We start from the raw sequence: 24,065 nt of genomic DNA on the forward strand, positions 1-24,065 counted from the left end.
AGCTTGTGAATGTGCCTTTTTGTCGCCGCAAAAATCCCTGATTGGGGCGACTGAGGGACAAATCAACCATCTGTTAACCATAATTCTTGAATGCCGATTAACCCAACGAGGTTACAGTCCGGCAACCTTAATCAAGTCGCAAGGAGACCGGCCATGAGCCGAATTCACACCCCGGCAATGAGCCGCATGCAGAATTTTGCCCGTAACCCCGTCATGATCGCGCTTGTCGCCGGTCTTGCTCTGGCCGGTTGCGCCAACAAGAAGAACATGGCGAACAGTGCAGGCGACCTCGGCCTTGGCGCCGGAGCCGCAACGCCTGGTTCCGCCCAGGACTTTACCGTCAACGTCGGCGACCGCATCTTCTTCGACACTGACTCCACCTCGATCCGCGCGGACGCTTCCCAGACGCTCGATCGTCAGGCTCAGTGGCTTGCCCGCTATCCGAAGTACGCGATCACCATCGAAGGCCACGCCGACGAACGCGGTACGCGCGAATACAACCTCGCTCTCGGTGCTCGCCGTGCAGCCGCCACCAAGGATTACCTTGCTTCGCGTGGTGTTCCGGCTCAGCGCATGAAGACGATCTCCTACGGCAAGGAACGTCCGGTTGCCGTCTGCGACGATATTTCCTGCTGGTCGCAGAACCGCCGTGCCGTTACCGTTCTCGGTGGCGCCGGTATGTAATTGCCGGGAAATATTACAATTTCGAAAGGGCGGCTCCATCGCGGGCCGCCTTTTCTTTTTGAACACACTTTGGCCAGTTTCCGTTGCTTTTTGAAAGCAATTGGAAAAATCTCCTGTTCGCGCCAATGGGCGCGAAGAATCACAGGGACAGGACAAACCATATGAAAAAACTTGTCGTTGCGGGCATGCTGTGCCTCGCGGCCGTGGCCGGGGCGGGCCAATCGGCGAATGCGACGTCGCTCTTTGGGTGGCAGATCGGCGGCAAGGCCGCGGATCGGCAGCCGCAGGCACCGGTTGTAAACGTGCAGGCCGCCGGCGGCGCCGAAGTTCGCGTCCAGCAGTTGGAAGAGCAGCTGCGTCAGCTGAACGGCCGCATCGAGGAGATGAGCTTCCAGCTCCTGCAGATGCAGGAAACGATCCGCAAGGCGCAGGAAGACAATGAATTCCGTTTCCAGGAGCTGGAAAAGGGCGGCGGCGGTAGTGCCGGCAGCAGCTCCAAGACGATGAAAAAGAGCGAGGCCAATGTGCCTCCTCCGGTTCAAGGTCAGAGCGGTGGTGACGATGTCGCCCGCGTTATCCAAGCACCGCAGGGAGCCGAGACGGCTCCCTCGACCGATGTTCCGGCAAACGATGGCCTCGGCCAGCCGCCGAAGCAGCTCGGTTCGATGGAGTTCGACCAGAACGGCAATCCGATCGGTGGCTCGGTCAACGAGGGTGCCACAGTTGGATCCGGCCCGCTTCCGGGCGTCGATTCCGGCCGCTCGTCGCAGACTGCCTCGCTCGGCAGCGAAGCCGACCAGTACAAGGCTGCCTATGGCCACGTCCTTTCGGGTGACTACTCGACGGCCGAGCAGGAGTTCACTCAGTACATCGCTCAATACCCGAGCAGTGCTCGAGCAGCCGATGCCAATTTCTGGCTTGGCGAGGCGCTCTACTCGCAGGGCAAGTACAACGAGGCCGCCAAGACGTTCCTCGATGCTCACAAGAAGTATGGCAGCTCTGAAAAGGCGCCGGAAATGCTGCTGAAGCTCGGCATGTCGCTTGCCGCGCTCGACAATACGGAAACCGCATGCGCCACGCTGCGCGAAGTTTCGAAGCGTTATCCCAAGGCTTCTCGTGCCGTGATAACCAAGGTTGCCAGCGAGCAAAAGCGTCTCGCCTGCTAAGGACTTCCGGTTTGCGCCCGGACGGCCCCCTTCTACCCGAGACGGCAGCACGCCGTTTTCTTGACTCGCTGATCAAGCCCTCGCGCATCCTTGTCGCGATTTCGGGTGGAAGCGATTCAACTGGCCTGCTTCTGGCGCTCGCCGAAGCACTCGAGGCCGCGCCCAACTCGAAAATATCCCTTTGTGCCGCAACCGTCGACCATGCGTTGCGGACAGACTCGGCCGAGGAGGCGCACCAGGTTGCAGCCTTCTGTCGGTCGCTCGATATTCCGCACCTCACCAAGACATGGCGCGGTGAAAAGCCCAAGACTGGTACGATGCTGGCGGCACGCGAAGCCCGTTACGCTCTGCTTGCCGATGCCGCTGAAAGCCTGAACGCAGATATTGTCGTGACCGCGCATACAGCCGACGATCAGCGCGAGACACTCGCCATGCGACGGGAGCGTTCAGAACAGCCAAGCACCGGCATTGCCGATCTCGTTCTCTTTGATCGCCGCTTGTGGGTAGCTCGACCGTTGCTTGGTTGCCAGCGGGAGGCGATCCGCGATTACCTTCGCGCGCGGCAGGTCGCCTGGATCGACGACCCAAGCAATGAGGACCCGAAGTACGAACGTGTGCGGATACGGTCGCGCCTTGCTGAAGAGGCTGATGTTGTTCCGGCTCCGGACGAGGTGGGCGATTTACGAGCGGGCGTCGCCGTTTTGGCGGCTCGATGGTTGGATCAGTATTTCGTTTTACATTCTCCCTTGATCGGCCACGTGATCCCGGCCGGGCTCGTCGCCGAAAGGCAGATCCTTAGCTACGCCGTCGCCCGCCTTGCAGCGGTATTTGGTGGGCAAGCGTTCGCGCTCGGTCGCAAGCAGATAGACGATGTGCTGGCGTTTATCGAAAAAGGTGGGGTGGGCCGGATGACGGCGGGGAGGGTGGTTTTCGACCTTCGGCGCGACGGGCTCTTTCTCGTTCGCGAGAACCGCGGCATCCTGCCGTTGACGCTGGCACCCGCCACGCGCGCTGTCTGGGACGGCCGATTCCTGGTTGAAAACGCAGCTCAAACGGAAATCGGCATCGTTGCTGGCAAAACAGTGGCACAGAGCGGTCAACTACCTAGGGGCGTCGTCAGGCGGGCCCTGGTGGCCATCCCACGTATCGTCGACGTGGCAGGACACGAGGCTCCTGGCAGTATTGCGGAGAAAGTCCGGATCACAGCCTATTTTTCGCCCTTCGACCGTTTTTTGACACGATTTGATTTCATCTTTGCGGAGAGCCTTGCGGCTGCCTTTGGAACACGCCCCTATCCAAAACCGCCTTTAGGTCGTATTGACGGAAAATCTATCTAACAGTCCAGTTTGCCTTGGCAATCACCTGCGGCAATCCTATGTTAGAGGCCAAATAAGACGGTCGCCATGAGGCGGTTGTTCCAGTGCTGGGGAGTTCGATGAACCCTAACTTACGTAATTTCGCCTTGTGGGCAATCATAGCGCTTCTGCTGATTGCTCTGTTCAGCATGTTCCAGACGTCGCCGGCGCAGACCAGCTCCCGCGAAATCCCTTACTCGCAGTTCCTGCGTGAAGTGGATGCGGGCCGCGTCAAGGAAGTCGTCGTCACGGGCAACCGCGTTTCCGGCAGCTATGTTGAAAACGGCACCACCTTCCAGACCTATACGCCAGTCGTTGACGACAACCTGCTCGATCGTCTGCAGCAGAAGAATGTTCTCGTTTCCGCGCGCCCGGAAACCGATGGTTCGTCGGGCTTCCTGAGCTATATCGGCACGCTGTTGCCGATGCTTCTGATCCTTGGCGTCTGGCTGTTCTTCATGCGGCAGATGCAGGGCGGTTCGCGCGGCGCGATGGGCTTCGGCAAGTCCAAGGCTAAGCTTCTGACCGAAGCGCATGGCCGCGTGACCTTCGATGACGTCGCAGGCGTGGACGAAGCCAAGCAAGACCTCGAGGAAATCGTCGAATTCCTGCGCGATCCGCAGAAGTTCCAGCGTCTCGGCGGCAAGATTCCGCGCGGTGTTCTGCTGGTTGGCCCTCCCGGTACCGGTAAGACACTGCTCGCCCGCTCTGTCGCCGGTGAAGCAAACGTTCCGTTCTTCACGATCTCGGGCTCCGACTTCGTCGAAATGTTCGTCGGCGTCGGCGCGAGCCGTGTCCGCGACATGTTCGAACAGGCCAAGAAGAATGCGCCTTGCATCATCTTTATCGACGAAATCGATGCCGTCGGTCGCCATCGTGGCGCCGGTCTCGGCGGCGGTAACGACGAACGCGAGCAGACGTTGAACCAGCTGCTGGTCGAAATGGACGGCTTCGAGGCAAACGAAGGCATCATCTTGATCGCGGCGACCAACCGGCCCGACGTTCTCGATCCGGCGCTTTTGCGTCCGGGCCGTTTCGACCGTCAGGTCGTCGTTCCGAACCCCGACATCGTCGGCCGCGAGCGTATCCTCAAGGTGCATGCCCGCAACGTGCCGCTGGCACCGAATGTCGATCTCAAGGTTCTGGCGCGCGGTACGCCCGGCTTCTCCGGTGCCGATCTGATGAACCTCGTCAACGAAGCTGCCCTGATGGCTGCGCGCCGCAATAAGCGCGTCGTCACCATGCAGGAGTTCGAAGACGCCAAAGACAAGATCATGATGGGTGCCGAGCGCCGCTCTTCGGCGATGACCGAAGCGGAGAAGAAGCTCACGGCCTATCACGAAGCTGGTCATGCGATCACAGCGCTCAACGTTGCCGTCGCCGATCCGTTGCACAAGGCAACGATCATCCCGCGCGGCCGCGCGCTTGGCATGGTCATGCAGCTCCCCGAGGGCGATCGCTACTCGATGAGCTACAAGTGGATGGTCTCGCGCCTCTGCATCATGATGGGCGGCCGCGTCGCCGAAGAGCTGACGTTCGGTAAGGAGAATATCACTTCGGGTGCATCCTCGGACATCGAGCAGGCCACCAAGCTTGCCCGTGCGATGGTGACCCAGTGGGGCTTCTCCGACGAGCTCGGCCAGGTCGCCTACGGGGAGAACCAGCAGGAGGTCTTCCTCGGCCATTCTGTTTCGCAGTCGAAGAATGTCTCCGAAGCGACAGCCCAGAAGATCGACAATGAAGTGCGCCGCCTGATCGACGAAGCCTACACTCAGGCTCGCGACATCTTGACGGACAAGCACGACGAGTTCGTTGCGCTTGCCGAAGGCCTGCTCGAATACGAGACGCTGACTGGCGAGGAAATCAAGGCGCTGATTCGTGGCGAGAAGCCGTCGCGCGATCTCGGTGACGATGCACCGCCCAGCCGCGGCTCTGCTGTGCCGAAGACCGGTACGCGGCCGGTGGCAAAGGGTGACGAGCCGGAAGCCGGCTTGGAGCCGCAGCCACATTGATTTCTCTTGAAGAATGACGGCAAGGCCGGGGTCCATTCTGGACGCCGGCCTTTTGTGTCGGTAACGCGATGTAATGGGTTTTCTTGCTAATTTACGTGATGGTCACCGCGATTTGTGTCATGCCGGTGACATAGCGAGGCCTCATTTGGGGCTCTTGTAGCGATATTCCGCCTGTGGCGGCTGATTTTTTGCAAGTGATGATGCGCAGCCTGAAGGCGCGCCAAGGCACAGGGGTGCATATGAAAAGACGCTATTTCGGTACGGATGGCATTCGCGGTCAATCCAACGTGTTCCCGATGACACCGGATCTTGCGATGCGGGTCGGCATTGCAGTTGGGACGATCTTTCGCCGAGGCAACCATCGTCACCGCGTCGTCATAGGTAAGGACACGCGCCTTTCGGGCTACATGTTGGAAAACGCGATGGTTGCCGGCTTCACCGCTGCCGGCGTCGATGCGTTCGTTCTCGGTCCTATCCCGACACCGGCCGTGGCGATGCTGACACGTTCGCTGCGCGCCGACATTGGTGTCATGATCTCTGCCTCCCACAATCCCTATCAGGACAATGGCATCAAGCTCTTCGGGCCTGATGGCTACAAGCTTTCCGACGATCTGGAATCGCAGATCGAAGACCTGCTTGAAAAGGATCTCTCCACGCAGCTTGCGAAGGCCGATGATATCGGCCGCGCCAAGCGCGTTGACGGCGTTCACGACCGCTATATCGAGCATGCCAAGCGTACGCTGCCGCGCGACGTCACATTGCAGGGCTTGAGGATCGCGATCGACTGCGCAAACGGGGCCGCCTACAAGGTGGCGCCTGCCGTGCTCTGGGAGCTCGGTGCTGATGTCGTGACCATCGGCAACGAGCCGAACGGCACGAACATCAACCTCAATTGTGGCTCCACGAGCCCGGTCGCGCTGCAGAAGAAGGTCGACGAAGTGCGCGCCGATATTGGCATTGCGCTCGATGGCGACGCCGACCGTGTCATCATCGTCGACGAGAACGGTGCGGTCGTCGACGGTGACCAGCTGATGGCCGTCATCGCCGAAAGCTATGCCGAGAGCCAGCAGCTTCGCGGCGGCGGTATCGTCGCGACGGTCATGTCGAATCTCGGGTTGGAGCGCTTCCTCGGCGATAAGGGACTTGGCCTTGTGCGTACGATGGTTGGTGACCGTTACGTTGTCGAACACATGCGCCAGCACAACTACAATGTCGGCGGCGAGCAGTCCGGCCACATCGTGCTGTCCGACTATGGCACGACGGGCGACGGTCTCGTGGCGGCCCTGCAGATTCTTGCTGCGGTCAAGCGGACCGGCAAGACGGTGAGCGAAGTTTGCCGTCGCTTCGATCCCGTGCCCCAACTGCTACGCAACGTCCGCATCTCCGGCGGCAAGCCGCTGGAGGATATCCTGGTGCAGAAGGCGATCGCCGATGCAGAGGCCGAGCTTGCCAAGAACGGCCGCCTCGTCATCCGTCCGTCCGGCACCGAGCCACTGATCCGTGTCATGGCCGAGGGCGACGACCGCGCTCAGATTGAACGCATCGTCAATGATCTGACCGGCGTGATCGGTGGGGTGCGCGACGCGGCGTGAAGGCGGCCGTGCATGGCGGATGTCGATTCGACCCCGCTATGCACCTTTTTGCCTAAGGTCATGATGAATATCTTGTAAACTTAATCGGACATTAACTCTGATTTGCAAGACTTCGGGACGAATAAGAGCCGTATGCGGTCGATTGGCACGCGGACTATTTGTGTTCCTGGAGAATTATTATGAAGAGATTTTTGATTGCCGTGGCTACGGTGCTGGTGGGAACTACCCCAGTTCTCGCGGCCGATCTCTATGTTGACCCGCCGGCACCGGCGCCTGTCTTCGGCGGATGGTATTTGCGCGGCGAATTGGGCATGAGCAACCAGCGTCTTGGCGGGTTGCAACAAGAATTATTTGACGAAGTCGAGCTCCATCCATTTCTGGACGATGGCGGCTTCGACAGCGCGCCGTTGGGTGGCCTCGGTGTAGGCTATCAATTCAACCAGTGGCTACGCGCTGACGCGATCGTCCAGTATCGCGGCAAAGCCGACTTCTCCGCACTCGATCGTTATGGACACACCGATGCATCCGGGACGGCTGTTTGGGATGGCACCAATGACTATGACGGTGCCAAGTCGGAATGGCTGCTGATGGCCAACGCCTATGTCGATCTAGGCACCTGGTACGGCATCACGCCATATGTCGGAGCCGGTGTCGGTACCTCCCGCAACACCATCTCCGGTTTCAGGGACATTAACGTCCCGACGCAAGGCGTCGCTTATGCCGATAGCGACTCCACCTGGAACTTTGCCTGGGCGCTGCATGCGGGCCTCGGCTATCAAGTGACAGACCGTCTTACCGTCGATTTCGGTTATACCTACCTTGATCTAGGCGATGCAAAGACCGGCCGGATCCACTCCTATGACAACACGGTGGACACCGGGCCGATGCATTTCAACAACATTACCTCGCACGATTTCAAACTCGCCTTGCGCTACTCATTGCAATAACCAACCACGTTCTTTGTTGCATGAGTTCTCACTTACAAGGCTGCCTTCACGGCAGCCTTTTTCGCGTGGGTCGAACGCTGATCGCAGTTAACGAATATGGTTAACCGCGCGTTAGCATCTCGCTGGAATAATGTCTGCGTAGTCAGTCATGCGGGCGTTCTATTGCCCGGCCGGGAATTTGCAATGAAATCGTCCAAAGTGATCCTCGCCACTGTAGCAAGCCTTATGCTGCTCGGCAGTCCGGTGGCGGCGGAAGAACCACTGATTGCGGACGTACCGGAGGTTAGCATTGCCGGCAGCTCAATGACGACCGGATGGTATCTTCGGGGTGATCTCGGCTATGCGCCGTGGACGGGCAACGAAAAACCGACTTATCACGTCGGTGGTGCCGGCGAGGGCGAGTTCGATCCTGCGCGCTTCTCCCAGCCCGTTTCCGGTGGCGTCGGGATCGGTTATCAATTCACCGACATCTGGCGCGCCGATTTAACGACAGATTTCTTCAAGAGCGATTTTTCCGGTACAGCACGCCTCGATCTGCCTTGTGCGGCCTCTGCTCCCGCCGGAACCGGTTGCGCCTACGGCACACGTGCCGATGTTCGGACGTATGGCATCATGACAAACGGCTACGCCGACCTTGCGACCGTTGCCGGCTTCACCCCCTATGTCGGTGCCGGCTTGGGGATAACTAACGTCAGATGGGGGAGCGTGAGATCCCAACCGGAGTGCGTCGACGGCGCCTCGACATGCGCGGCAGCCACGTTCGCCCCACAGAATTTGAATGGCGAAAACAGCTGGCGCTTCACCTATGCCCTGATGGTTGGCGTCAGCTATGAAGTCGCCGATAACATCAAGGTCGATTTTGGCTATCGCTTTTCCGATATTGCCGGCGGCAGCATGTTTACAGGTCCCTACGCGGAAAGCGGGCGCGATCACGGGATGACCCGGCACGAAGTCCGTGTCGGCCTGCGCGTTGCTGGCTGGTAGGCCGGCCGATCCGCGACGCAATGACGCGTATAGACCAAAAATTTCTCTCGTTGCGCCGCCGACTGCTTGACTTCGATCTCACCGCCCTATAACGACGGCGGCGGGACACTCCTCCCCAACGAGGAGCTATCTATCTGGAAGGATAGCACATGGCGAAGACCGCAAAGCCGGACGTACGTCCGCAAAACACCCATTTTTCTTCTGGCCCTTGCTCGAAGCGCCCCGGTTGGTCGCTCGAAGCCCTTTCCGACGCGCCGCTTGGCCGTTCGCACCGCGCGAAGATCGGAAAGACGAAGCTCAAGCAGGCCATCGATCTCACACGTGAAGTGCTTGAAGTGCCCGCGGATTACCGCATCGGCATCGTTCCTGCCTCCGATACCGGCGCCGTCGAAATGGCGCTCTGGTCGCTGCTCGGCGAGCGTGGCGTCGATATGGTCGCCTGGGAAAGCTTTGGCGCCGGTTGGGTCACCGACGTCGTCAAGCAGCTGAAGCTGAAGGACGTCCGCAAGATCGAAGCCGGTTACGGCGAGTTGCCTGATCTTTCGACCATAGATTTCGACCGGGACGTCGTCTTCACATGGAACGGCACCACCTCGGGCGTTCGCGTTCCGAACGGCGATTTCATTCCCGCCGACCGCAAGGGTCTGACGATCTGCGATGCGACCTCGGCCGCCTTCGCGCAGAACCTCGATTTCGCCAAGCTCGATGTCGTCACCTTCTCCTGGCAGAAGGTTCTCGGCGGCGAGGGCGCCCATGGCGTCATCATCCTGTCGCCGCGCGCCGTCGAGCGCCTGACGACCTATGCACCGGCTTGGCCGTTGCCGAAGATCTTCCGCATGACCTCGGGCGGCAAGCTGATCGAGGGCATCTTCACCGGCGAAACTATCAACACGCCGTCGATGCTTTGCGTCGAAGACTATATCGATGCGCTGCTGTGGTCGAAGCAGGTCGGCGGTCTCAAGGGCCTGATGGCCCGCGCTGATGCCAATGCCAAGGTCATCGCCGACTTCGTCGCTGCCAACGACTGGATCGCCAACCTTGCGGTGAAGGCTGAGACGGCTTCGAACACCTCCGTCTGCCTGAAGATCACCGACAAGGACGTTCTGGCACTCGACGCCGACGGCCAGGCGAACTTCGCCAAGGGCATCGTCAGCCTGCTCGACAAGGAAGGTGTCGCCTATGACATCGGCCACTATCGCGACGCGCCGTCCGGCCTTCGCATCTGGGCAGGTGCGACCATCGAAACTGCTGACATGCAGAAGCTGATGCCGTGGTTGACCTGGGCGTTCGAGACCCAGAAGGCTACGCTTTCCCAGGTCGCTGCCTGAGTTGATCGCATCCGGCTCCGCCGAATGGGCGGAGCCTCGCATCCTGATTTCATCCATCGTTGAACTTTTTGAAGGAAGCCCCCAATGGCACCTCGCGTTCTCGTATCCGACGAACTGTCGGAAACCGCCGTCCAGATCTTCCGTGATCGCGGCGTCGAAGTCGATTTCCAGCCGCAGCTCGGCAAGGACAAGGACAAGCTCGCCGAAATAATCGGCAATTACGACGGTCTCGCCATCCGCTCCGCTACCAAGGCGACGGAAAAGCTGATCGCCTCCGCGACCAACCTCAAGGTCATCGGTCGCGCCGGCATCGGCGTCGATAACGTCGACATCCCGGCCGCATCGCGCCGCGGCATCATCGTCATGAATACGCCGTTCGGCAATTCGATCACCACCGCCGAGCACGCCATCGCGCTGATGTTCGCGGTCGCCCGCCAGCTGCCGCAGGCCGATGCCTCGACGCAGGCCGGCAAGTGGGAAAAGTCGAAGTTCATGGGTGTCGAAATCACCGGCAAGACGCTTGGCGTCATCGGCGCCGGCAATATCGGCGGCATCGTGTGCAAGAAGGCCATTGGCCTCGGCATGCATGTTCTCGCCTATGATCCTTTCCTGTCGGCCGAACGCGCGCAGGAAATGGGCGTCACCAAGGTCGAACTCGACGAGCTGCTGGCCAAGGCCGATTTCATCACCCTGCACGTGCCGATGACCGACAAGACTCGCGGCATTCTCGGCAAGGAAAACCTCGCCAAGACCAAGCCCGGCGTTCGTATCATCAACTGCGCCCGTGGCGGCCTGGTTGACGAAGCGGCACTCGCCGAAGCCATCAAGTCCGGTCATGTCGCCGGTGCAGGCTTCGACGTCTTCGAAGTCGAGCCCGCCAAGGAAAGCCCGCTCTTCGGCCTGCCAAACGTCGTCTGCACGCCGCATCTCGGCGCCTCGACCACGGAAGCCCAGGAAAACGTTGCGCTGCAGGTTGCCGAGCAGATGTCGGACTACCTGGTGAAGGGTGCCGTTTCCAACGCCATCAACATGCCGTCGATCACGGCTGAGGAAGCGCCGATCCTGAAGCCGTTCATCCGGCTCGCCGACGTTCTCGGCGCCTTCGTCGGCCAGGTCACGGAAGAGCCGATCAAGGAAATCGAAATTCTCTTCGATGGTGCGACCGCCACGATGAACACGCGCGCCCTGACGAGCGCGCTGCTTGCCGGCTTGATCCGCACGCAGGTTGCCGACGTCAACATGGTTTCGGCCCCCGTTATGATCAAGGAAAAGGGTATCGTTCTCTCCGAGGTCAAGCGCGACAAGACGGGCGTCTTCGACGGTTACATCAAACTGACTGTCAAAACCGACTCGATGACACGCTCGATTGCCGGCACGGTGTTCTCGGACGGCAAGCCGCGCTTCATCCAGATCAAGGGCATCAACCTCGATGCCGACGTCGGTTCGCACATGGTCTACATAACCAACACCGACGTCCCCGGCATGATCGGTTTCATCGGTACGACGCTTGGTTCTGCTGGCGTCAACATCGCGAACTTCCAGCTCGGCCGTGACAAGCAGGGCGGTGATGCTATCGCACTGCTCTATGTCGATGGCCCGATCGGCGACGAGGTGCTTGCCAAGCTTACGGCGAATCCGGCGATCCGCCAGGCAAAGCCGCTGGTCTTTGCGGTCGATTAAGTTTTGCTCCCAAGGCAAATGAGAAAGCCCGGCGCGGGAACCGGCGCCGGGCTTTTTCTTTTGTCTCTCGGTCGACCAAGTTGATCACTGTCACGCGGGCGACTATCGTTATCTTTTAGCGGTTTGTTCCAATATCAATTTCAGGAGCTTCCATGACAAAGTCAGCCGTCGCTATTGCCATTGCGCTCACATCGCTTATTGGGCTTTCTTCATGCGCAAACACCGCGAATGGACTTGCCAAGGATGGCAGGGAGGCGGGCAATGCGCTGGATGCCAGCACGCATCGCATTCTCAAGGCCGGCGCGAACTAAATCGCACTGCCGGCCCTCTGCCTGCGCGTAGCGTAGCCCGCCAGACCAAGCGGGCTCGCGATCACTGCGGCGTTGCCGGAGCCGGAGTAGCCGGGGCCGGAGCGGGAGCCGCAGGGGTTGCCGGAGCTTCAGCGGGTGGGTTCGCTGCTGGTGGCGTTGCTGGTGTTGCCGGTGCAGTCGATGCAGGCGGTGGCGAAGCCGGCTCGGAAGCCGTCGGCGCTGGCGCAGCAGGTGCAGTCGTGGTCGATGTACTCTGTGATCTCGGCCAGTAGGTGGCTGCGAGGGCCACGATGACGACGATCGCTGCAAGCACAATCCATATGGTCTTGCTCTTCGACGCCGACGTGTTCATCGGGTTTGGTTTGTTGAAATCATTTGTCATGTTACTCCTCCTCTAAACGTTAACTCCCTGGCGCGTAAAATGTTCCAATACGCGCAAATCTCCGTGAATGCTCTATGAAGGCTGCCGGCGTGATGGGCTCGTATCGGCGGAAGCTCACAAGGGCTTGCAGGCGCCATCTTAGCGATTTTACAGTAACGAACCTCCAATTTACACTTGCTCGTGTCTCGCTTCGCACCGCCGCTTCGCGTGTATCTGGACCTTGACGGTCGGCGGGAGGCCAGGCTCGACAGCCTTGCTGCGGAGAATCTTTTCGATGTTGGAGGCGGGGTGCGAAGAGTATGACGGCAATCCTCTTTGCGGCTCTCTTCGCGAGCAATGCAGGCATGGCTGAAGCGGTAAGCGAACGAGCGGTGCCTGCGTGATCGGATTTCGCAGAGGATGGATCGCCGGTAACGGCGACCCTCACTCGATCGGTTTCAGCAGTCTCAGCGCATTGATGGTGACCAGCACCGTGGCGCCGGTATCGGCCAGAATGGCGGGCCAGAGACCGGTAATGCCTGCAATCGTTGTCACCAGGAACACGGCCTTCAGGCCGAGTGCGATGGTGATGTTTTCGACGATGTTTCGCATGGTGCGCTTGGAGAGCGCAATCATTGCCGCAATGTCGCTGACGCGGCCATGCAGGATCGCAGCGTCAGCGGTTTCGAGCGCCACATCGGTGCCGCCGCCCATAGCGATACCGACATCCGCGGTCGCAAGGGCAGGGGCGTCGTTGATGCCGTCACCGACCTTGGCAACGATCAAGCCGTCACGCTTCAACTCGTTCACGATGCGCTGCTTGTCCTCGGGCATCAGCTCGGCGCGTACCTCGATGCCGAGCTGCCTGCCAATGGCCTCCGCCGTGCGGTGATTGTCGCCGGTGAGCATCACGATCTTGACGCCTGCCTCAGTCAATTCCTCAAGGCCGGACTTGGCGTCATCGCGCGGTTCGTCGCGCATGGCGATGGCTCCCGCCAGCGTGTCGCCGACGATGAGCACGGACACAGTCTTTCCATCGTCATTGAGCGCGCTGATGCGGGTGGTCTGATCGGACGAAAGAGGAATTCGTTCGCCGGCAGCCTTGGGAGATCCGAAGAACACCGGCTGGCCCTCGACCGCCCCGGTGATACCTTTTCCTCCTAGAGCCTTGGCGTCGGTCGCTGCGGGGAGGGTGACCCCCGCCGCTGTTGCCCTTGCCAGGATCGCGAGCGCCAGCGGATGGCTAGATCCTGTCTCAAGCGCAGCCGCATACTTCAGGACTTCCGCTTCGTCTTTTCCAAAAGCGATCACATCGGTCACCTGCGGCTTGCCTTCCGTCAGCGTGCCTGTCTTGTCGAGGGCAACGGCGGTGACTTTGCCAAGGGTCTCAAGGACCGCGCCGCCTTTCATTAGCAGTCCACGGCGCGCGCCCGAAGAAAGCGAGGCGGCAATTGCGGCCGGGGTCGAAATCACCAGGGCGCAGGGGCAACCGATCAGCAATATGGCGAGGCCCTTGTAGATCCACTCGTCCCAAGCGCCACCGGCAAGAAGCGGTGGCAGGATTGCGACAAGAGCAGCGGCGACGACCACACCGGGTGTATAGTAGCGAGAGAAACGATCGATGAAGCGCTCCGTCGGCGCCTTGGATTCCTGCGCCTCCTCCACCAGCCGGACGACGCGGGCTATCGTGTTGTCGGCGGCCGCCGCCGTCACCTTGACCCGAAGTGCTGCGTCACCGTTGACGGTGCCGGCAAAAACCATGTCGCCTTCGCCTTTGCGCACCGGCGTGCTTTCGCCGGTGACTGGCGCTTCGTCGATTGCGCTCTCGCCGGAAAGGACGGTGCCATCCGCTGCGACGCGGTCGCCCGGACGAACCAGAATAGTCGAACCGACAGCGAGGCTTTCGGCTGGCACTTCCCGGGTCGTACCGCCCTCTTCAAGGAAGGCACGCTTCGGTACCAGCGTCGTCAGAGATTGGATGCTCGCGCGCGCCTTGCCGGCGGCGACGCCTTCCAGCAGTTCGCCGACCAGGAACAGGAAGACCACTGTGGCGGCTTCCTCGCCGGCATCGATGACCACTGCGCCGACCGCCGCGATCGTCATCAGCATCTCAATCGAGAAAGGGGTGCCCGCGAAGGCGGCGACGACGGCGCGCCGAGCGATCGGAACAAGCCCGACGAGCATTGCCACGATGAATGCATAGGGTGCAATTGCCGGCACAAGGTGACCAATAGCGTAGGCGACAACGAGCGCTGCGCCGGAAAGGATTGTCAGGCGGCCTTTCTTGCTTTGCCACCAAGGTCCGGCCATCGGGGCGTCGTGACCGTGCAGACCTTCAAGTGCGTCCGTCGCCTTTTTCCCTGCAGGTTCGTGGTCGGCATGATCATGATCAGTGTGGTCATGATGGTGGTGGGCATGGCTCGTCGGTGGGGTTTCCGCCGGCGACCTTCCGACGAGTTGTGAGACGGAATAGCCAAGGCTCGTCACTTTCCGCTCGATGGCGACAAGGTCGCTGTTGCCATTGTGGCGTACGGTCATCGTTCCTGCCGTCACGGAGACCGAAACGTCTTCGACGCCTGGCATACGCCGCACGGCCGTATCGATCTTGGCTGCGCAGCCGGCGCAATCCATGCCGTCAACCCTGTAACGTTTCTCGACCGTTTCACCCATGATCCGCTTCCTTGTCATAAAGAAGCATCCTTCCTACATCCTCTAGCGACTAGAGGTGCAAGAGGAAAATCATGAAAAAGATCACGATCGGCGAAGCCTCCCGGAAAAGCGGCGTCAAGGTACCGACGATCCGCTATTACGAGAGCATCGGCCTCCAGCCAGAGCCGAACCGCAGCGAGGGCAATCAGCGCTCGTACGAGCTGGCAGATCTACGCAGGCTCGCCTTCATCCGTCATGCCCGAGAGCTTGGGTTCGAAGTGGAAGCAATCCGCACACTGCTGACCCTGCAGGACGATCCACATCAGTCCTGCGCTTCCGCCGACGCGATCGCCAAGGCCCGTCTGATCGAAGTCGAGCAGAGAATCCGCAGCCTGATGGCCCTGAAGGCGGAGCTGGAGCTAATGGTGGAAGGCTGCGGTCACGGTCGCGTCGATCAGTGCCGCGTCATCGAGGTTCTTGCGGATCACGGTCAATGTAGTCACCCGCACAACTGACGGTCGGATACCAGATCGGTAAGCTCCAACGAGACGACAATAGGCTGGAAGATATACTGCGTTGCACAATACAAAGGCGTTGCGCCTAAAGTTTGTGCGAACTATGATTCTGATTTTATTTAGCTTTTTTGTCTATAACCTGTCGATCCGCTGCCATTATTTTATGTGATTTCCTCATGACCGGTCTCCAGAAAGCATTTGTTCCGATCGATGCGCCGAATGATGATTTTCAGTCGCTGTTTGCAACCCATCCGTCGCCGATGTGGGTCTACGATCCCGGCAGCCTTCGCTTCCTGATCGTCAACAACGCTGCCGTCGATCTCTACGGCTATTCGCGCCAGGACTATGCGCGCATGACGGTCCTCGACATTAGGCCGGAGCAGGAGCGCAAGCGAATGCTCGATGCCGTGCAGCGTCGAACCGACATGGAACGCGCCGAGCGTTGGACGCATCTGAAGGCCAACGGCGAAACCCTTGAAGTGCTAACCTATGGACGGGCGGTTCGTTTTGACGGGCGGGATGCGATCCTGGCGATTGTTCAGGACCGGACTGAGGTCAACGCAGCCCAGAGGCAGGTGAGCGATACGCGCTCGATGCTCGACAGCATCGTCGACAACCTGCCCGTCGGCGTCTTCGTGAAGGATATGGAAGAAGACGGACGCTATATCCTTTTCAACGAGGCGTGCGGTGGCATCGTCGGCTATGATCCGAAGGACATTGTCGGCAAGAGCGATCGCATCATATTCGACGACAGGCAAACGGACATCTTTCGCGAGCAGGACTCCAGGGCTCTTGGGGCCGGAGCAACCATCAGCTTCGAGGAGACGATGCAGCGTGCCGATGGGACACCGCGGATTCTGCGGACGATCAAGCGTGCACTCCCTGCGCTGGATGGCGGAGCGCCGCGCTATGTGCTCGGCATTTCCCACGACGTGACCGAGGAGCGATCGGTCGAGGCCCGCCTCGCTTATATGGCAATGCATGATGCACTGACCGGCCTGCCGAACCGCGCATTCTTCGCCGATCATATCCAACGGGAAGCACGGATTGCCACCGCGGAAAATCCGCTCGCGCTGCTTTACCTCGATGTCGACCATTTCAAGCACATCAATGACAGCAAGGGCCATGCGGCGGGCGATGCACTGCTCTGCCAGGTCGCCGCGCGTCTGATGCAACTGGTGGCGGACGGCGACCTCGTCGCTCGTCTCGGCGGCGATGAATTCGCGCTTCTTCTGTGTTCGGAGCAACGCGAGAGCATCGAACGCTTTGCCGAACGCCTGCTCAGGTCGTTATCGGCCCCGTTTGATCTCGACGGCGTCAACGAGCACGTCACCTGCAGCATCGGCATTGCGCTTGCGCCTGAGCATGCCGAGGACGACGACGTCCTGATGCGGAACGCGGACCTTGCGCTCTACGCAGCCAAGGAAAGCGGCCGCTCGACTTACCGCTTCTATCTGCCGGAAATGCGCCTGGAAGCAGAGCGCCGGCACATGCTCACGGCCGAACTTCACGAGGCGCTGCTTAAAGGTCAGTTCGAACTTCACTACCAGCCGATCGTGCAACTTGATGACGATGGCCTTGCGGGCTTCGAGGCCTTGATCCGCTGGCGCCATCCCGTTCGAGGACTGGTGCCGCCGATGGAATTCATTCCTCTCGCCGAGGAAACCGGCCTCATCGTTCAGATCGGTGAGTGGGTGCTGCGCGAAGCCTGCCGCGCGGCGGCCGCCTGGCCTAGTCATTTGAAGATCGCGGTCAATCTCTCCGTGTGCCAGTTCCGGCACAACAGCCTGCTTGCGACGGTCGTCTCCGCACTCGACGAGACCGGCCTTCGTCCGGAACGCCTCGAGATCGAGATTACCGAATCCGTCTTCCTTGCCGACGTCGAGCAAAGCCTGCCGCTGCTGCGGGCATTGAAGGAACTTGGTATCCGCATCGCCATTGACGATTTCGGCACCGGCTATTCGTCCTTCAGCTACTTGCGGGCCTTTGCCTTTGATAAGATCAAGCTCGACCGCAGCTTCGTCTCTGGCATTGAAACGGATCCGGGCAATCTGGCGATCGTACGTGCGGTCGTCGGTATCGGCTCCGGCTTCAATGCGACGACGCTTGCGGAAGGGATCGAAACCGAGGAGCAACTGCAGAAATTGCGCGCCGAAGGCTTCAGCGAGGTGCAAGGCTTCCTGCTCGGCAGGCCGATGCTAGAGGCCGAGGCGCAAGCTCTGATCGAAGGCGGCGCCTCGCCCTTGCCAATCGGAGCTCGTGGCTGAAATCGATCGCATCGAAGGTGTCGGCAGTCATGCTGCGATAGCATCCCTGATGGCGCAGCAGAAAGAATGGCCGGGCGGTGATGCAACGTGGGCCTGCGTGAGACTTCCTGCCGGCAGCAACGGTGCGACGATGCTGCACGACATCAGTGTTGCTCCCAACGCTCAGTTAATCTCGGTTTCATCGGTCAGCGACTGACCTCGATGCCGCTGCCGACGGGCAGAAGCACACTGGTAATGCCCGGCTTAGCCCGGATAGCTTTGCCGTATTGCCTGACGTTCTCGTCGCCCGGGCGCAGCATGTTGTCGGCAACGACGATCGCGCCCGGATTGAGCTTGGGATAAAAAGCCTCAAGGCAAGGCAGGTACAAGTCTTTCCAGAGATCCACCAGGACAAAGTCGATGCCATCCATGAGTTCGCCGATCATCTGGACTGCGTCGCCGATCCTGAAATCGATCCAATCGGCAAGCGCGGCCCTTGTCGCCATCTCCTTGGCATGTGTCGACTTGTACTCGTGCAACTCCATGGTGATCAGTTTGCCGCCGGCCCGGGCAGCTTCCGCCAGCCAGATGCCGGAATAGCCGAAGGACGTGCCGAGCTCGAGCATGACCGGCTGCTTGAGGCTCTTGGCGAGAATGTTGATGATCTGCCCGGTTTCGCGGCCGACCGCGCGCAAGCGCATGTCCTGCCCTCCGTCGCGACCGCCGGGCGGAAGCTCGCGTGGGCTGTTTTGCTCCTCGCGGATCATGGCATGATAGGCGTCAAGCACGTCCTGGATCTTGCTATCCATGGTTCGTTCCTCGCTCGGGCGGCGTCCTGAGGTAAACCGCTCCAGAGCGGCCTGTCGGTTGGCGAGTTTTGACCGGCTGGAACGAAAGTTAAACTTTCGCAACAATCGACATTTGCTGGTGGCTGTTGTTGCAGAGCTTTGAGATGTCGACTACATCGGGTTCGTCAATGGCCGGATATCCTGGCCACGTAAGCGTTAACGTCACTCAACGCGTATGATCGAACGGCTCTGCGGCTTCGATCTGCGCGACTGTGTCCTGCGGATCGAGGTGAAGAGCCTCTGAAGGACACAATGGATAACAATCAAAACCCAACTCACAGCCTGCCAGCTCCCCTGGTCGAACGGGTTCGTCACGAACTGCGTCGCCGCTCTCTGACGGTCGCCGAAGTCACCGACATCACGCCGGGCATGCGCCGCATCGTCCTCACGGGTGAAGATCTTGCGGACTTCGTCAGCCTGGCGCCCGATGACCACGTGAAGATTTTCGTTCCCGCGGCCGAGGGCGAACCGCGCCGCGACTACACGCCACGGCGGTACGACAGCAATGCCCGCACATTGACCATCGACTTTGCCTTGCATGAGGCGGGTCCAGTGACCCAATGGGCGATCGATGCGTCTGCGGGCGATACGCTCTCAATCGGTGGGCCGCGCGGCTCAGCGGTGGTCTCCGCAAGTGTGACCCGGTGGCTGCTGGTCGGCGATGAAACTGCCCTGCCGGCCATGGGACGTCGGATCGAGGAAAGCGACGCCGATACAGTGATCACCGCGATCGCGGCGGTGACCGGTCCGGCAGAGAGACAGATCTTCGAAACAAAGGCGGACCTGTATATGCATTGGGCGGACCGTCCCCTTTCGGATGCGACGGACGCCCGGCCGCTCCTGAACATCTTGCGCAGTATAGGCATCGAGCGCGGGACGTTCGTTTGGGTCGCGGCAGAGGCTTCGGTCACGCGTGCCGTCCGCGAGTATCTTGTGACCGAAAGAAGCTATCCGCTGCACTGGATCAAGGCGTCCGGCTATTGGGTGAAGGGGAAGGCAGATACGACTGAGAAGTTCGACTAGAAGCGGGCTGCGAGGCAGGCGACGGCTCGCTGTTCCTTTGGCCCTGTCGATTGACAGACTCTGTAAGCCGCAATAACCAGAGCGGGCCGAAAAATGATCGGCCGGCTGGTTATTCGGGCCCTCGCCCCAGCGGGAATTAGTCGCCAGAAGCGAACCCACGGCACCTGACCTTATCAAGAGGCGGTGCTGTGTCTTCGAAGAAAGCTTCTGGCGCAGTCCACGTCAGCGTGGAGAACAATAGTGACCGATACAAAGACCCTGCTGATCGCCTGCATGATGGCCTTTTGCATGACGGGATTGTTTAGCTTCCTGAAACTTGGACTGACAGCCGAATGGTTGCACGAATGGCCGAAAGCTTTCTTCACCGCCTGGCCGATCGCATTCTGCCTGTCGATTTTCGTGGGCAAGCTTTCCTTCAGGATTGCCGGCCGGATAACCGGTGGTCGATGATCAACGATCCGCGTGTTCGCTACCGGGCACGCGGATTTTCGTTGTGAGGTTGGTCATTTATTCAATACGCCGGATCACCTGCTTCTGGCTTTACGAAGCACTTCTTAGTCGCTTCCTCAGCGGCAGCAGCGAAAGGCCGGCGAGCAGCGCGAAGGCCGCGCCGGCGAGGAAGGTCATCTGGTGTCCGCCCCAATCCCAAAGCGCACCGGCAAGCACGCTCGCGGCGAGAAGCGCGACACCGGCAGTCAGGTTGAAGATGCCGAAGGCGGTTCCGCGCTGCTCGGCGGGTGCGGTATCCGCAACGAGGGTGGCTAACAACCCTTGCGTAAATCCCATGTGGAGACCCCACAGCAATACCCCGATCCCGAGGCCCGCCAACCCGGGAAGAAGCGCAAGGCTGAGGTCGGCGAGAACGAGAAGCACGAGCCCGACAATCAACAGTGTCATTCGGTCGACACGATCCGCCATGACGCCTGCGGGGTAAGCCGAGAACCCATAGGCAATATTCATGACGATCAGGACGATCGGCACGAACATGACGGGAAGTCCCATCTGTTGGGCGTCGAGGATGAGGAAGGCTTCGCTGAAACGTGCGAGGGTGAAGACTGCGGAGACGGCAACGACCAGCCAGTAGATCGCAGGCAACCGGACGAGTTCCGAGCCTCTAAGCGGCACCCGGGCGCGCCGTTGGTCAGCATGTGGCGGTTCCTTAACGACAAAGAGGATGATCGCGACGGAGCAGAACGCTGGGATGACCGCGATCCAGAAGACTGTCGAATAGTGGTCGGCGGTCCACCACATCAAAACAAGAGCCAGCGCTGGCCCAAGGAATGCGCCGACCGTGTCGAGCGACTGGCGCAGACCAAAACTTGCGCCGCGGATTTCCTTCGGGCTGATATCGGCGATCAGGGCGTCGCGCGGCGCCCCCCTGATGCCTTTCCCGATGCGATCTATGAAGCGGGCCGCCACCAGCCAGCCCAGCGACGGCGCCAGGGGAAACACGGGCTTTGTCAACGCAGCCATGCCGTAGCCCAGGGCGACAAGCAGCTTTCGCTTGCCAAGCCAATCGCTCAGTGCTCCGGAAAACACCTTGGTGATGGCGGCGGTCGCCTCGGCAATACCCTCGATCAGCCCGACTGCAAATGCCGAGGTGCCGAGGACGGCAACCATGTAGACCGGCAGCAGCGCGTGGATCATCTCCGAGGAGATGTCCATGAACAGGGAGACGAAGCCAAGAGCCCAGACGCCTTTCGGGATCGCCCGCAGGGCGGCGGGTCTTGAGCCGGCAATGTCGACCATGCGAACTACCTTTCACAAACTAACCCGCCATGGGTTTTCTGCTTTTGAAATCTGACGGCGACCTGAAGACCCTTCAGCTTGGCTGCTGCGGCATCGCCCCAGTTCAGTCGTTACATCTCAATTGCCCGGCAGCGCAAGCGGATGGAAAGTGTTGACATAGCCCATCCACCGTGGATCATATGGCTCATGGGGTCGCGATCACCCCACGAGGCGCCAGCCGAAGAGTCGCGTCCAACGAAACCGCTAACACGGAGGGACGCGCCATGCCGTCATTCACCGAAATCTCGAACGATAAACTGAACCGCCTCATCGGCACGCCGGGTGCGCCTGTCTTGATCGATGTGCGCAATGACGAGGACTTTTCCGCCGATCCCCGTCTCATCCCCGGATCAGTCCGCAGGCCATTCAAGGATGTGGTCCAATGGGGCGCTGAAATTCAAAGCCCGGCCGTCATCGTGTGCCACCATGGCGCCAAGCTCAGCCACGGCGTTGCCGCGCATCTTCGCGTCATGGGAGTGCAAGCCGAAACACTCGAAGGCGGGTTCGAGGCATGGATCAAGGCAGGCGGTCTCGCGGTGCCCGAGGATAAGCTGCCGTCTCGCAACGTGAAGGGGCGGACGGTTTGGGTCACGCGTGCCCGCCCGAAGATCGACCGTATCGCGTGCCCCTGGTTGATCCGCCGCTTCGTGGATCCCTTGGCCGTCTTCCTGTTCGTTCCCACCGCGGAGGTGCTGATGGTCGCCGATCGGTTTGGGGCAACACCCTTCGATATCGAGGACGTCTTCTGGAGCCACCGTGGCGATCGATGCTCGTTCGATATCATGGTGGAGGAGTTCGCCCTTCAATCCGGGCCGCTGCTTAGGCTTGCTACAATCGTCAGGGCTGCAGATACCGGAAGGCTTGATCTCGCGCCCGAAGCGGCGGGATTGCTGGCAGCCTCACTCGGGCTTTCGCGGATGTTTGCCGACGACCTCGAGCAATTGGAGGCAGGCATGACCTTGTACGATGCCTTCTATCGATGGTGCCGGGACGCGACCGAAGAGACCCACAATTGGCCCTCCGTGAAGAAGGGAAGCTGAGATGGCCAACCCTGTCACCGAGCCGCACGCGGAGGGCACGGCGGACAACACGAGCCACGGCATCTCGTTCGGCGAGGCGCTTCGCGTCTGGTTGCGCGTGGCGGCGCTGAGCTTCGGCGGCCCGGCCGGGCAGATCGCCGTCATGCACAGGATCGTCGTCGACGAAAAGAAGTGGATCGGCGAACAGCGCTTTCTGCACGCCCTGAATTACTGCATGCTGTTGCCTGGGCCAGAGGCGCAACAACTCGCGATCTACATCGGCTGGCTTATGCACAGGACGGCAGGAGGGCTTGTGGCCGGCATCCTGTTCGTTTTGCCCGGCTTCCTGTCCATCCTGGCCCTCAGCTACGTCTACGTGCTGTTTGGAAGCGTCGACGCCATCGAAGGCATGTTCTTCGGTCTCAAGGCCGCGGTGCTTGCGGTCGTCGTGCAAGCCGTCATTCGGATCGGGGGCAGGGCGCTCAAGAATCCTGCCATGGTCGCCATCGCCGCCGCCGCATTCATAGGGATCTTTGTTCTTCACGTCCCATTCCCGCTGATCATTCTGGCTGCGGCGATGATAGGTTTCGTGGGTTCCAAATCCGGCTCGAGCCTTTTCCAGGCAGGCAATGGCCACAAGGCAGCCTCCGGCCGTGTCCTGGCTGACGCCGACTCCGCTCTTGGCGAGGAAACGCCGGTCCATGCGCGGCCGAACCTGGTGTGGTCGCTGAATATCTCGGCTGTCTTGCTCACGCTTTGGCTCGGGCCGCTTCTGCTGCTTTATGCCTTCCGCGGCGGAGATGATGTGTTCACGCAGATTGGCGTCTTTTTCAGCAAGATGGCCGTGGTGACCTTCGGTGGCGCATACGCCGTGCTTGCCTATGTCGCGCAGGAGGCGGTTCAGCACTATGGCTGGCTGCGGCCGACGGAGATGCTCGACGGGTTGGGCATGGCCGAGACGACGCCAGGACCGCTGATCATGGTGCTCCAGTTCGTCGGGTTCATGGGCGCCTATCGCGATCCGGGCAGTCTCGATCCGATCACGGCAGCCACGCTGGCTGCGATCCTCGCGACGTGGGTGACGTTCGTACCGTGCTTCCTGTGGATCTTTCTCGGCGCGCCATTCATCGAAAAGCTCAGGGGCAATGCGGCGCTCGCGAGCGCGATGTCGGCCATCACCGCTGCCGTGGTCGGCGTCATACTGAACCTTGCCATCTGGTTCGGTCTGCACTTCCTGTTCACCGAGGCGCGCATCCATCGGTTCGGCCCCATGTGGATCGAGCTGCCCGTCTGGTCGTCGCTGGCCCTGCCTTCGCTCGTTCTCAGCGTCGCCGCAGCCATTGCGATCTTTCGGCTTAGACTGTCGGTTATTCCCACACTGCTCGGATGTGCTGTGGCTGGGATGGCTTGGAGGCTGTTCGGGATACTCTGAAACAATTGCGTAAGGGTTGAAATCTATCTCCGAGATCTCAGCAAATTCCCCGCCTCTTGCGCCGGAACCCAATCCTTTCTATATCCTCGCCAACGAAAGTCCGGCGGCCGATCCCGCGGACATGA

General features: G+C 60.4%; 21 protein-coding genes. 17 read left to right on the forward strand and 4 right to left on the reverse strand.

Annotated elements, in window-relative coordinates; genetic code table 11:
* Positions 1–153 precede the first annotated feature (153 nt).
* From pal to PMI09_RS28780, 10 genes are all read left to right on the forward strand, one after another.
* The gene (gene pal, locus PMI09_RS28735; RefSeq protein ID WP_007802639.1) at positions 154–684 is read left to right on the forward strand and encodes a peptidoglycan-associated lipoprotein Pal; all 531 of its coding nucleotides are present in this window, start codon (positions 154–156) and stop codon (positions 682–684) included.
* A 161-nt stretch (positions 685–845) separates the two neighbouring features.
* Positions 846–1,850: a tol-pal system protein YbgF gene (gene ybgF / locus PMI09_RS28740; protein WP_007802641.1), complete on the forward strand. Its 1,005-nt coding sequence runs from the start codon at positions 846–848 to the stop codon at positions 1,848–1,850.
* 11 nt (positions 1,851–1,861) lie between these two features.
* Positions 1,862–3,187: a tRNA lysidine(34) synthetase TilS gene (tilS, locus tag PMI09_RS28745; RefSeq protein ID WP_007802642.1), complete on the forward strand. Its 1,326-nt coding sequence runs from the start codon at positions 1,862–1,864 to the stop codon at positions 3,185–3,187.
* Positions 3,188–3,285: 98 nt separating this feature from the next.
* Positions 3,286–5,217 (forward strand): ATP-dependent zinc metalloprotease FtsH, encoded by a 1,932-nt coding sequence (gene ftsH / locus PMI09_RS28750; RefSeq protein WP_007802644.1) that lies wholly within the window; start codon positions 3,286–3,288, stop codon positions 5,215–5,217.
* A 239-nt stretch (positions 5,218–5,456) separates the two neighbouring features.
* Positions 5,457–6,809 carry a phosphoglucosamine mutase gene (glmM, locus tag PMI09_RS28755; RefSeq protein ID WP_007802648.1) on the forward strand — a complete coding sequence of 451 codons (1,353 nt, stop codon included), beginning with the start codon at positions 5,457–5,459 and terminating at the stop codon, positions 6,807–6,809.
* 179 nt (positions 6,810–6,988) lie between these two features.
* Positions 6,989–7,756, forward strand: a complete 768-nt coding sequence (locus PMI09_RS28760; RefSeq protein ID WP_007802650.1) for an outer membrane protein — start codon at positions 6,989–6,991, stop codon at positions 7,754–7,756.
* A 183-nt stretch (positions 7,757–7,939) separates the two neighbouring features.
* Positions 7,940–8,740: an outer membrane protein gene (locus tag PMI09_RS28765; RefSeq protein WP_007802652.1), complete on the forward strand. Its 801-nt coding sequence runs from the start codon at positions 7,940–7,942 to the stop codon at positions 8,738–8,740.
* Between the two features lie 149 nt (positions 8,741–8,889).
* A complete protein-coding gene (locus PMI09_RS28770) occupies positions 8,890–10,068 on the forward strand; it encodes a phosphoserine transaminase (protein WP_007802654.1) in 1,179 nt (392 codons plus the stop codon).
* Positions 10,069–10,152: 84 nt separating this feature from the next.
* Positions 10,153–11,748 (forward strand): phosphoglycerate dehydrogenase, encoded by a 1,596-nt coding sequence (gene serA / locus PMI09_RS28775; protein ID WP_007802656.1) that lies wholly within the window; start codon positions 10,153–10,155, stop codon positions 11,746–11,748.
* A 152-nt stretch (positions 11,749–11,900) separates the two neighbouring features.
* Positions 11,901–12,059, forward strand: coding sequence for a hypothetical protein (locus PMI09_RS28780; RefSeq protein WP_007802658.1), 159 nt, complete (start codon positions 11,901–11,903; stop codon positions 12,057–12,059).
* Positions 12,060–12,120: 61 nt separating this feature from the next.
* On the opposite strand, the gene PMI09_RS31815 is transcribed toward PMI09_RS28780, so the two are convergent.
* Entirely contained in the window at positions 12,121–12,441 is a 321-nt protein-coding gene (locus PMI09_RS31815; RefSeq protein ID WP_081499128.1) for a hypothetical protein, read from the reverse strand.
* 423 nt (positions 12,442–12,864) lie between these two features.
* A complete protein-coding gene (locus PMI09_RS28785) occupies positions 12,865–15,090 on the reverse strand; it encodes a heavy metal translocating P-type ATPase (protein ID WP_007802662.1) in 2,226 nt (741 codons plus the stop codon).
* A 71-nt stretch (positions 15,091–15,161) separates the two neighbouring features.
* Here PMI09_RS28785 and PMI09_RS28790 point away from each other — a divergent pair, with 71 nt between their 5' ends.
* From PMI09_RS28790 to PMI09_RS28800, 3 genes are all read left to right on the forward strand, one after another.
* Positions 15,162–15,584 carry a MerR family transcriptional regulator gene (locus PMI09_RS28790; protein ID WP_007802664.1) on the forward strand — a complete coding sequence of 141 codons (423 nt, stop codon included), beginning with the start codon at positions 15,162–15,164 and terminating at the stop codon, positions 15,582–15,584.
* Between the two features lie 176 nt (positions 15,585–15,760).
* Complete coding sequence (locus tag PMI09_RS28795; protein WP_007802665.1) at positions 15,761–17,851, forward strand: putative bifunctional diguanylate cyclase/phosphodiesterase; 2,091 nt, start codon at positions 15,761–15,763, stop codon at positions 17,849–17,851.
* Complete coding sequence (locus tag PMI09_RS28800) at positions 17,844–18,047, forward strand: hypothetical protein (RefSeq protein WP_037084465.1); 204 nt, start codon at positions 17,844–17,846, stop codon at positions 18,045–18,047. Before PMI09_RS28795 ends, PMI09_RS28800 begins: the two co-directional genes overlap by 8 nt.
* Here PMI09_RS28800 and PMI09_RS28805 read toward each other — a convergent pair.
* Positions 18,037–18,639, reverse strand: coding sequence for an O-methyltransferase (locus PMI09_RS28805; protein ID WP_007802666.1), 603 nt, complete (start codon positions 18,637–18,639; stop codon positions 18,037–18,039). The two genes, PMI09_RS28800 and PMI09_RS28805, sit on opposite strands and share 11 nt — an antisense overlap.
* Before the next feature lie 291 nt (positions 18,640–18,930).
* Here PMI09_RS28805 and PMI09_RS28810 point away from each other — a divergent pair, with 291 nt between their 5' ends.
* Both PMI09_RS28810 and PMI09_RS28815 read left to right on the forward strand, forming a co-directional pair.
* Positions 18,931–19,701, forward strand: coding sequence for a siderophore-interacting protein (locus PMI09_RS28810; RefSeq protein ID WP_007802668.1), 771 nt, complete (start codon positions 18,931–18,933; stop codon positions 19,699–19,701).
* A 240-nt stretch (positions 19,702–19,941) separates the two neighbouring features.
* Positions 19,942–20,151, forward strand: a complete 210-nt coding sequence (locus PMI09_RS28815; protein ID WP_007802670.1) for a DUF2798 domain-containing protein — start codon at positions 19,942–19,944, stop codon at positions 20,149–20,151.
* Between the two features lie 90 nt (positions 20,152–20,241).
* Here the strand turns inward: PMI09_RS28815 and PMI09_RS28820 are convergent, their stop codons facing one another.
* Positions 20,242–21,450, reverse strand: a complete 1,209-nt coding sequence (locus PMI09_RS28820) for an MFS transporter (RefSeq protein WP_007802672.1) — start codon at positions 21,448–21,450, stop codon at positions 20,242–20,244.
* Between the two features lie 263 nt (positions 21,451–21,713).
* On the opposite strand from PMI09_RS28820, the gene PMI09_RS28825 reads away from it, so the two are divergent.
* Positions 21,714–22,529, forward strand: coding sequence for a chromate resistance protein ChrB domain-containing protein (locus PMI09_RS28825; protein ID WP_007802675.1), 816 nt, complete (start codon positions 21,714–21,716; stop codon positions 22,527–22,529).
* A gap of 1 nt (position 22,530) precedes the next feature.
* Positions 22,531–23,940 (forward strand): chromate efflux transporter, encoded by a 1,410-nt coding sequence (gene chrA, locus PMI09_RS28830; RefSeq protein ID WP_007802676.1) that lies wholly within the window; start codon positions 22,531–22,533, stop codon positions 23,938–23,940.
* Positions 23,941–24,065: the final 125 nt, after the last annotated feature.

Source organism: Rhizobium sp. CF122, assembly GCF_000282035.1.
In the GTDB taxonomy this organism is placed as follows: Bacteria; Pseudomonadota; Alphaproteobacteria; order Rhizobiales; family Rhizobiaceae; genus Rhizobium.

Coding starts and splice junctions, on each gene's coding strand:
- PMI09_RS28820 (WP_007802672.1), bottom strand. CDS start 21,450: ATGGTCGACATTGCCGGCTCAAGACCCGCCGCCCTGCGGGCGATCCCG.
- PMI09_RS28810 (WP_007802668.1), top strand. CDS start 18,931: ATGGATAACAATCAAAACCCAACTCACAGCCTGCCAGCTCCCCTGGTC.
- serA (WP_007802656.1), top strand. CDS start 10,153: ATGGCACCTCGCGTTCTCGTATCCGACGAACTGTCGGAAACCGCCGTC.
- ftsH (WP_007802644.1), top strand. CDS start 3,286: ATGAACCCTAACTTACGTAATTTCGCCTTGTGGGCAATCATAGCGCTT.
- glmM (WP_007802648.1), top strand. CDS start 5,457: ATGAAAAGACGCTATTTCGGTACGGATGGCATTCGCGGTCAATCCAAC.
- pal (WP_007802639.1), top strand. CDS start 154: ATGAGCCGAATTCACACCCCGGCAATGAGCCGCATGCAGAATTTTGCC.
- chrA (WP_007802676.1), top strand. CDS start 22,531: ATGGCCAACCCTGTCACCGAGCCGCACGCGGAGGGCACGGCGGACAAC.
- PMI09_RS28790 (WP_007802664.1), top strand. CDS start 15,162: ATGAAAAAGATCACGATCGGCGAAGCCTCCCGGAAAAGCGGCGTCAAG.
- PMI09_RS28765 (WP_007802652.1), top strand. CDS start 7,940: ATGAAATCGTCCAAAGTGATCCTCGCCACTGTAGCAAGCCTTATGCTG.
- PMI09_RS28805 (WP_007802666.1), bottom strand. CDS start 18,639: ATGGATAGCAAGATCCAGGACGTGCTTGACGCCTATCATGCCATGATC.
- PMI09_RS31815 (WP_081499128.1), bottom strand. CDS start 12,441: ATGACAAATGATTTCAACAAACCAAACCCGATGAACACGTCGGCGTCG.
- PMI09_RS28780 (WP_007802658.1), top strand. CDS start 11,901: ATGACAAAGTCAGCCGTCGCTATTGCCATTGCGCTCACATCGCTTATT.
- PMI09_RS28825 (WP_007802675.1), top strand. CDS start 21,714: ATGCCGTCATTCACCGAAATCTCGAACGATAAACTGAACCGCCTCATC.
- PMI09_RS28785 (WP_007802662.1), bottom strand. CDS start 15,090: ATGGGTGAAACGGTCGAGAAACGTTACAGGGTTGACGGCATGGATTGC.
- ybgF (WP_007802641.1), top strand. CDS start 846: ATGAAAAAACTTGTCGTTGCGGGCATGCTGTGCCTCGCGGCCGTGGCC.
- PMI09_RS28770 (WP_007802654.1), top strand. CDS start 8,890: ATGGCGAAGACCGCAAAGCCGGACGTACGTCCGCAAAACACCCATTTT.
- PMI09_RS28795 (WP_007802665.1), top strand. CDS start 15,761: ATGACCGGTCTCCAGAAAGCATTTGTTCCGATCGATGCGCCGAATGAT.
- PMI09_RS28760 (WP_007802650.1), top strand. CDS start 6,989: ATGAAGAGATTTTTGATTGCCGTGGCTACGGTGCTGGTGGGAACTACC.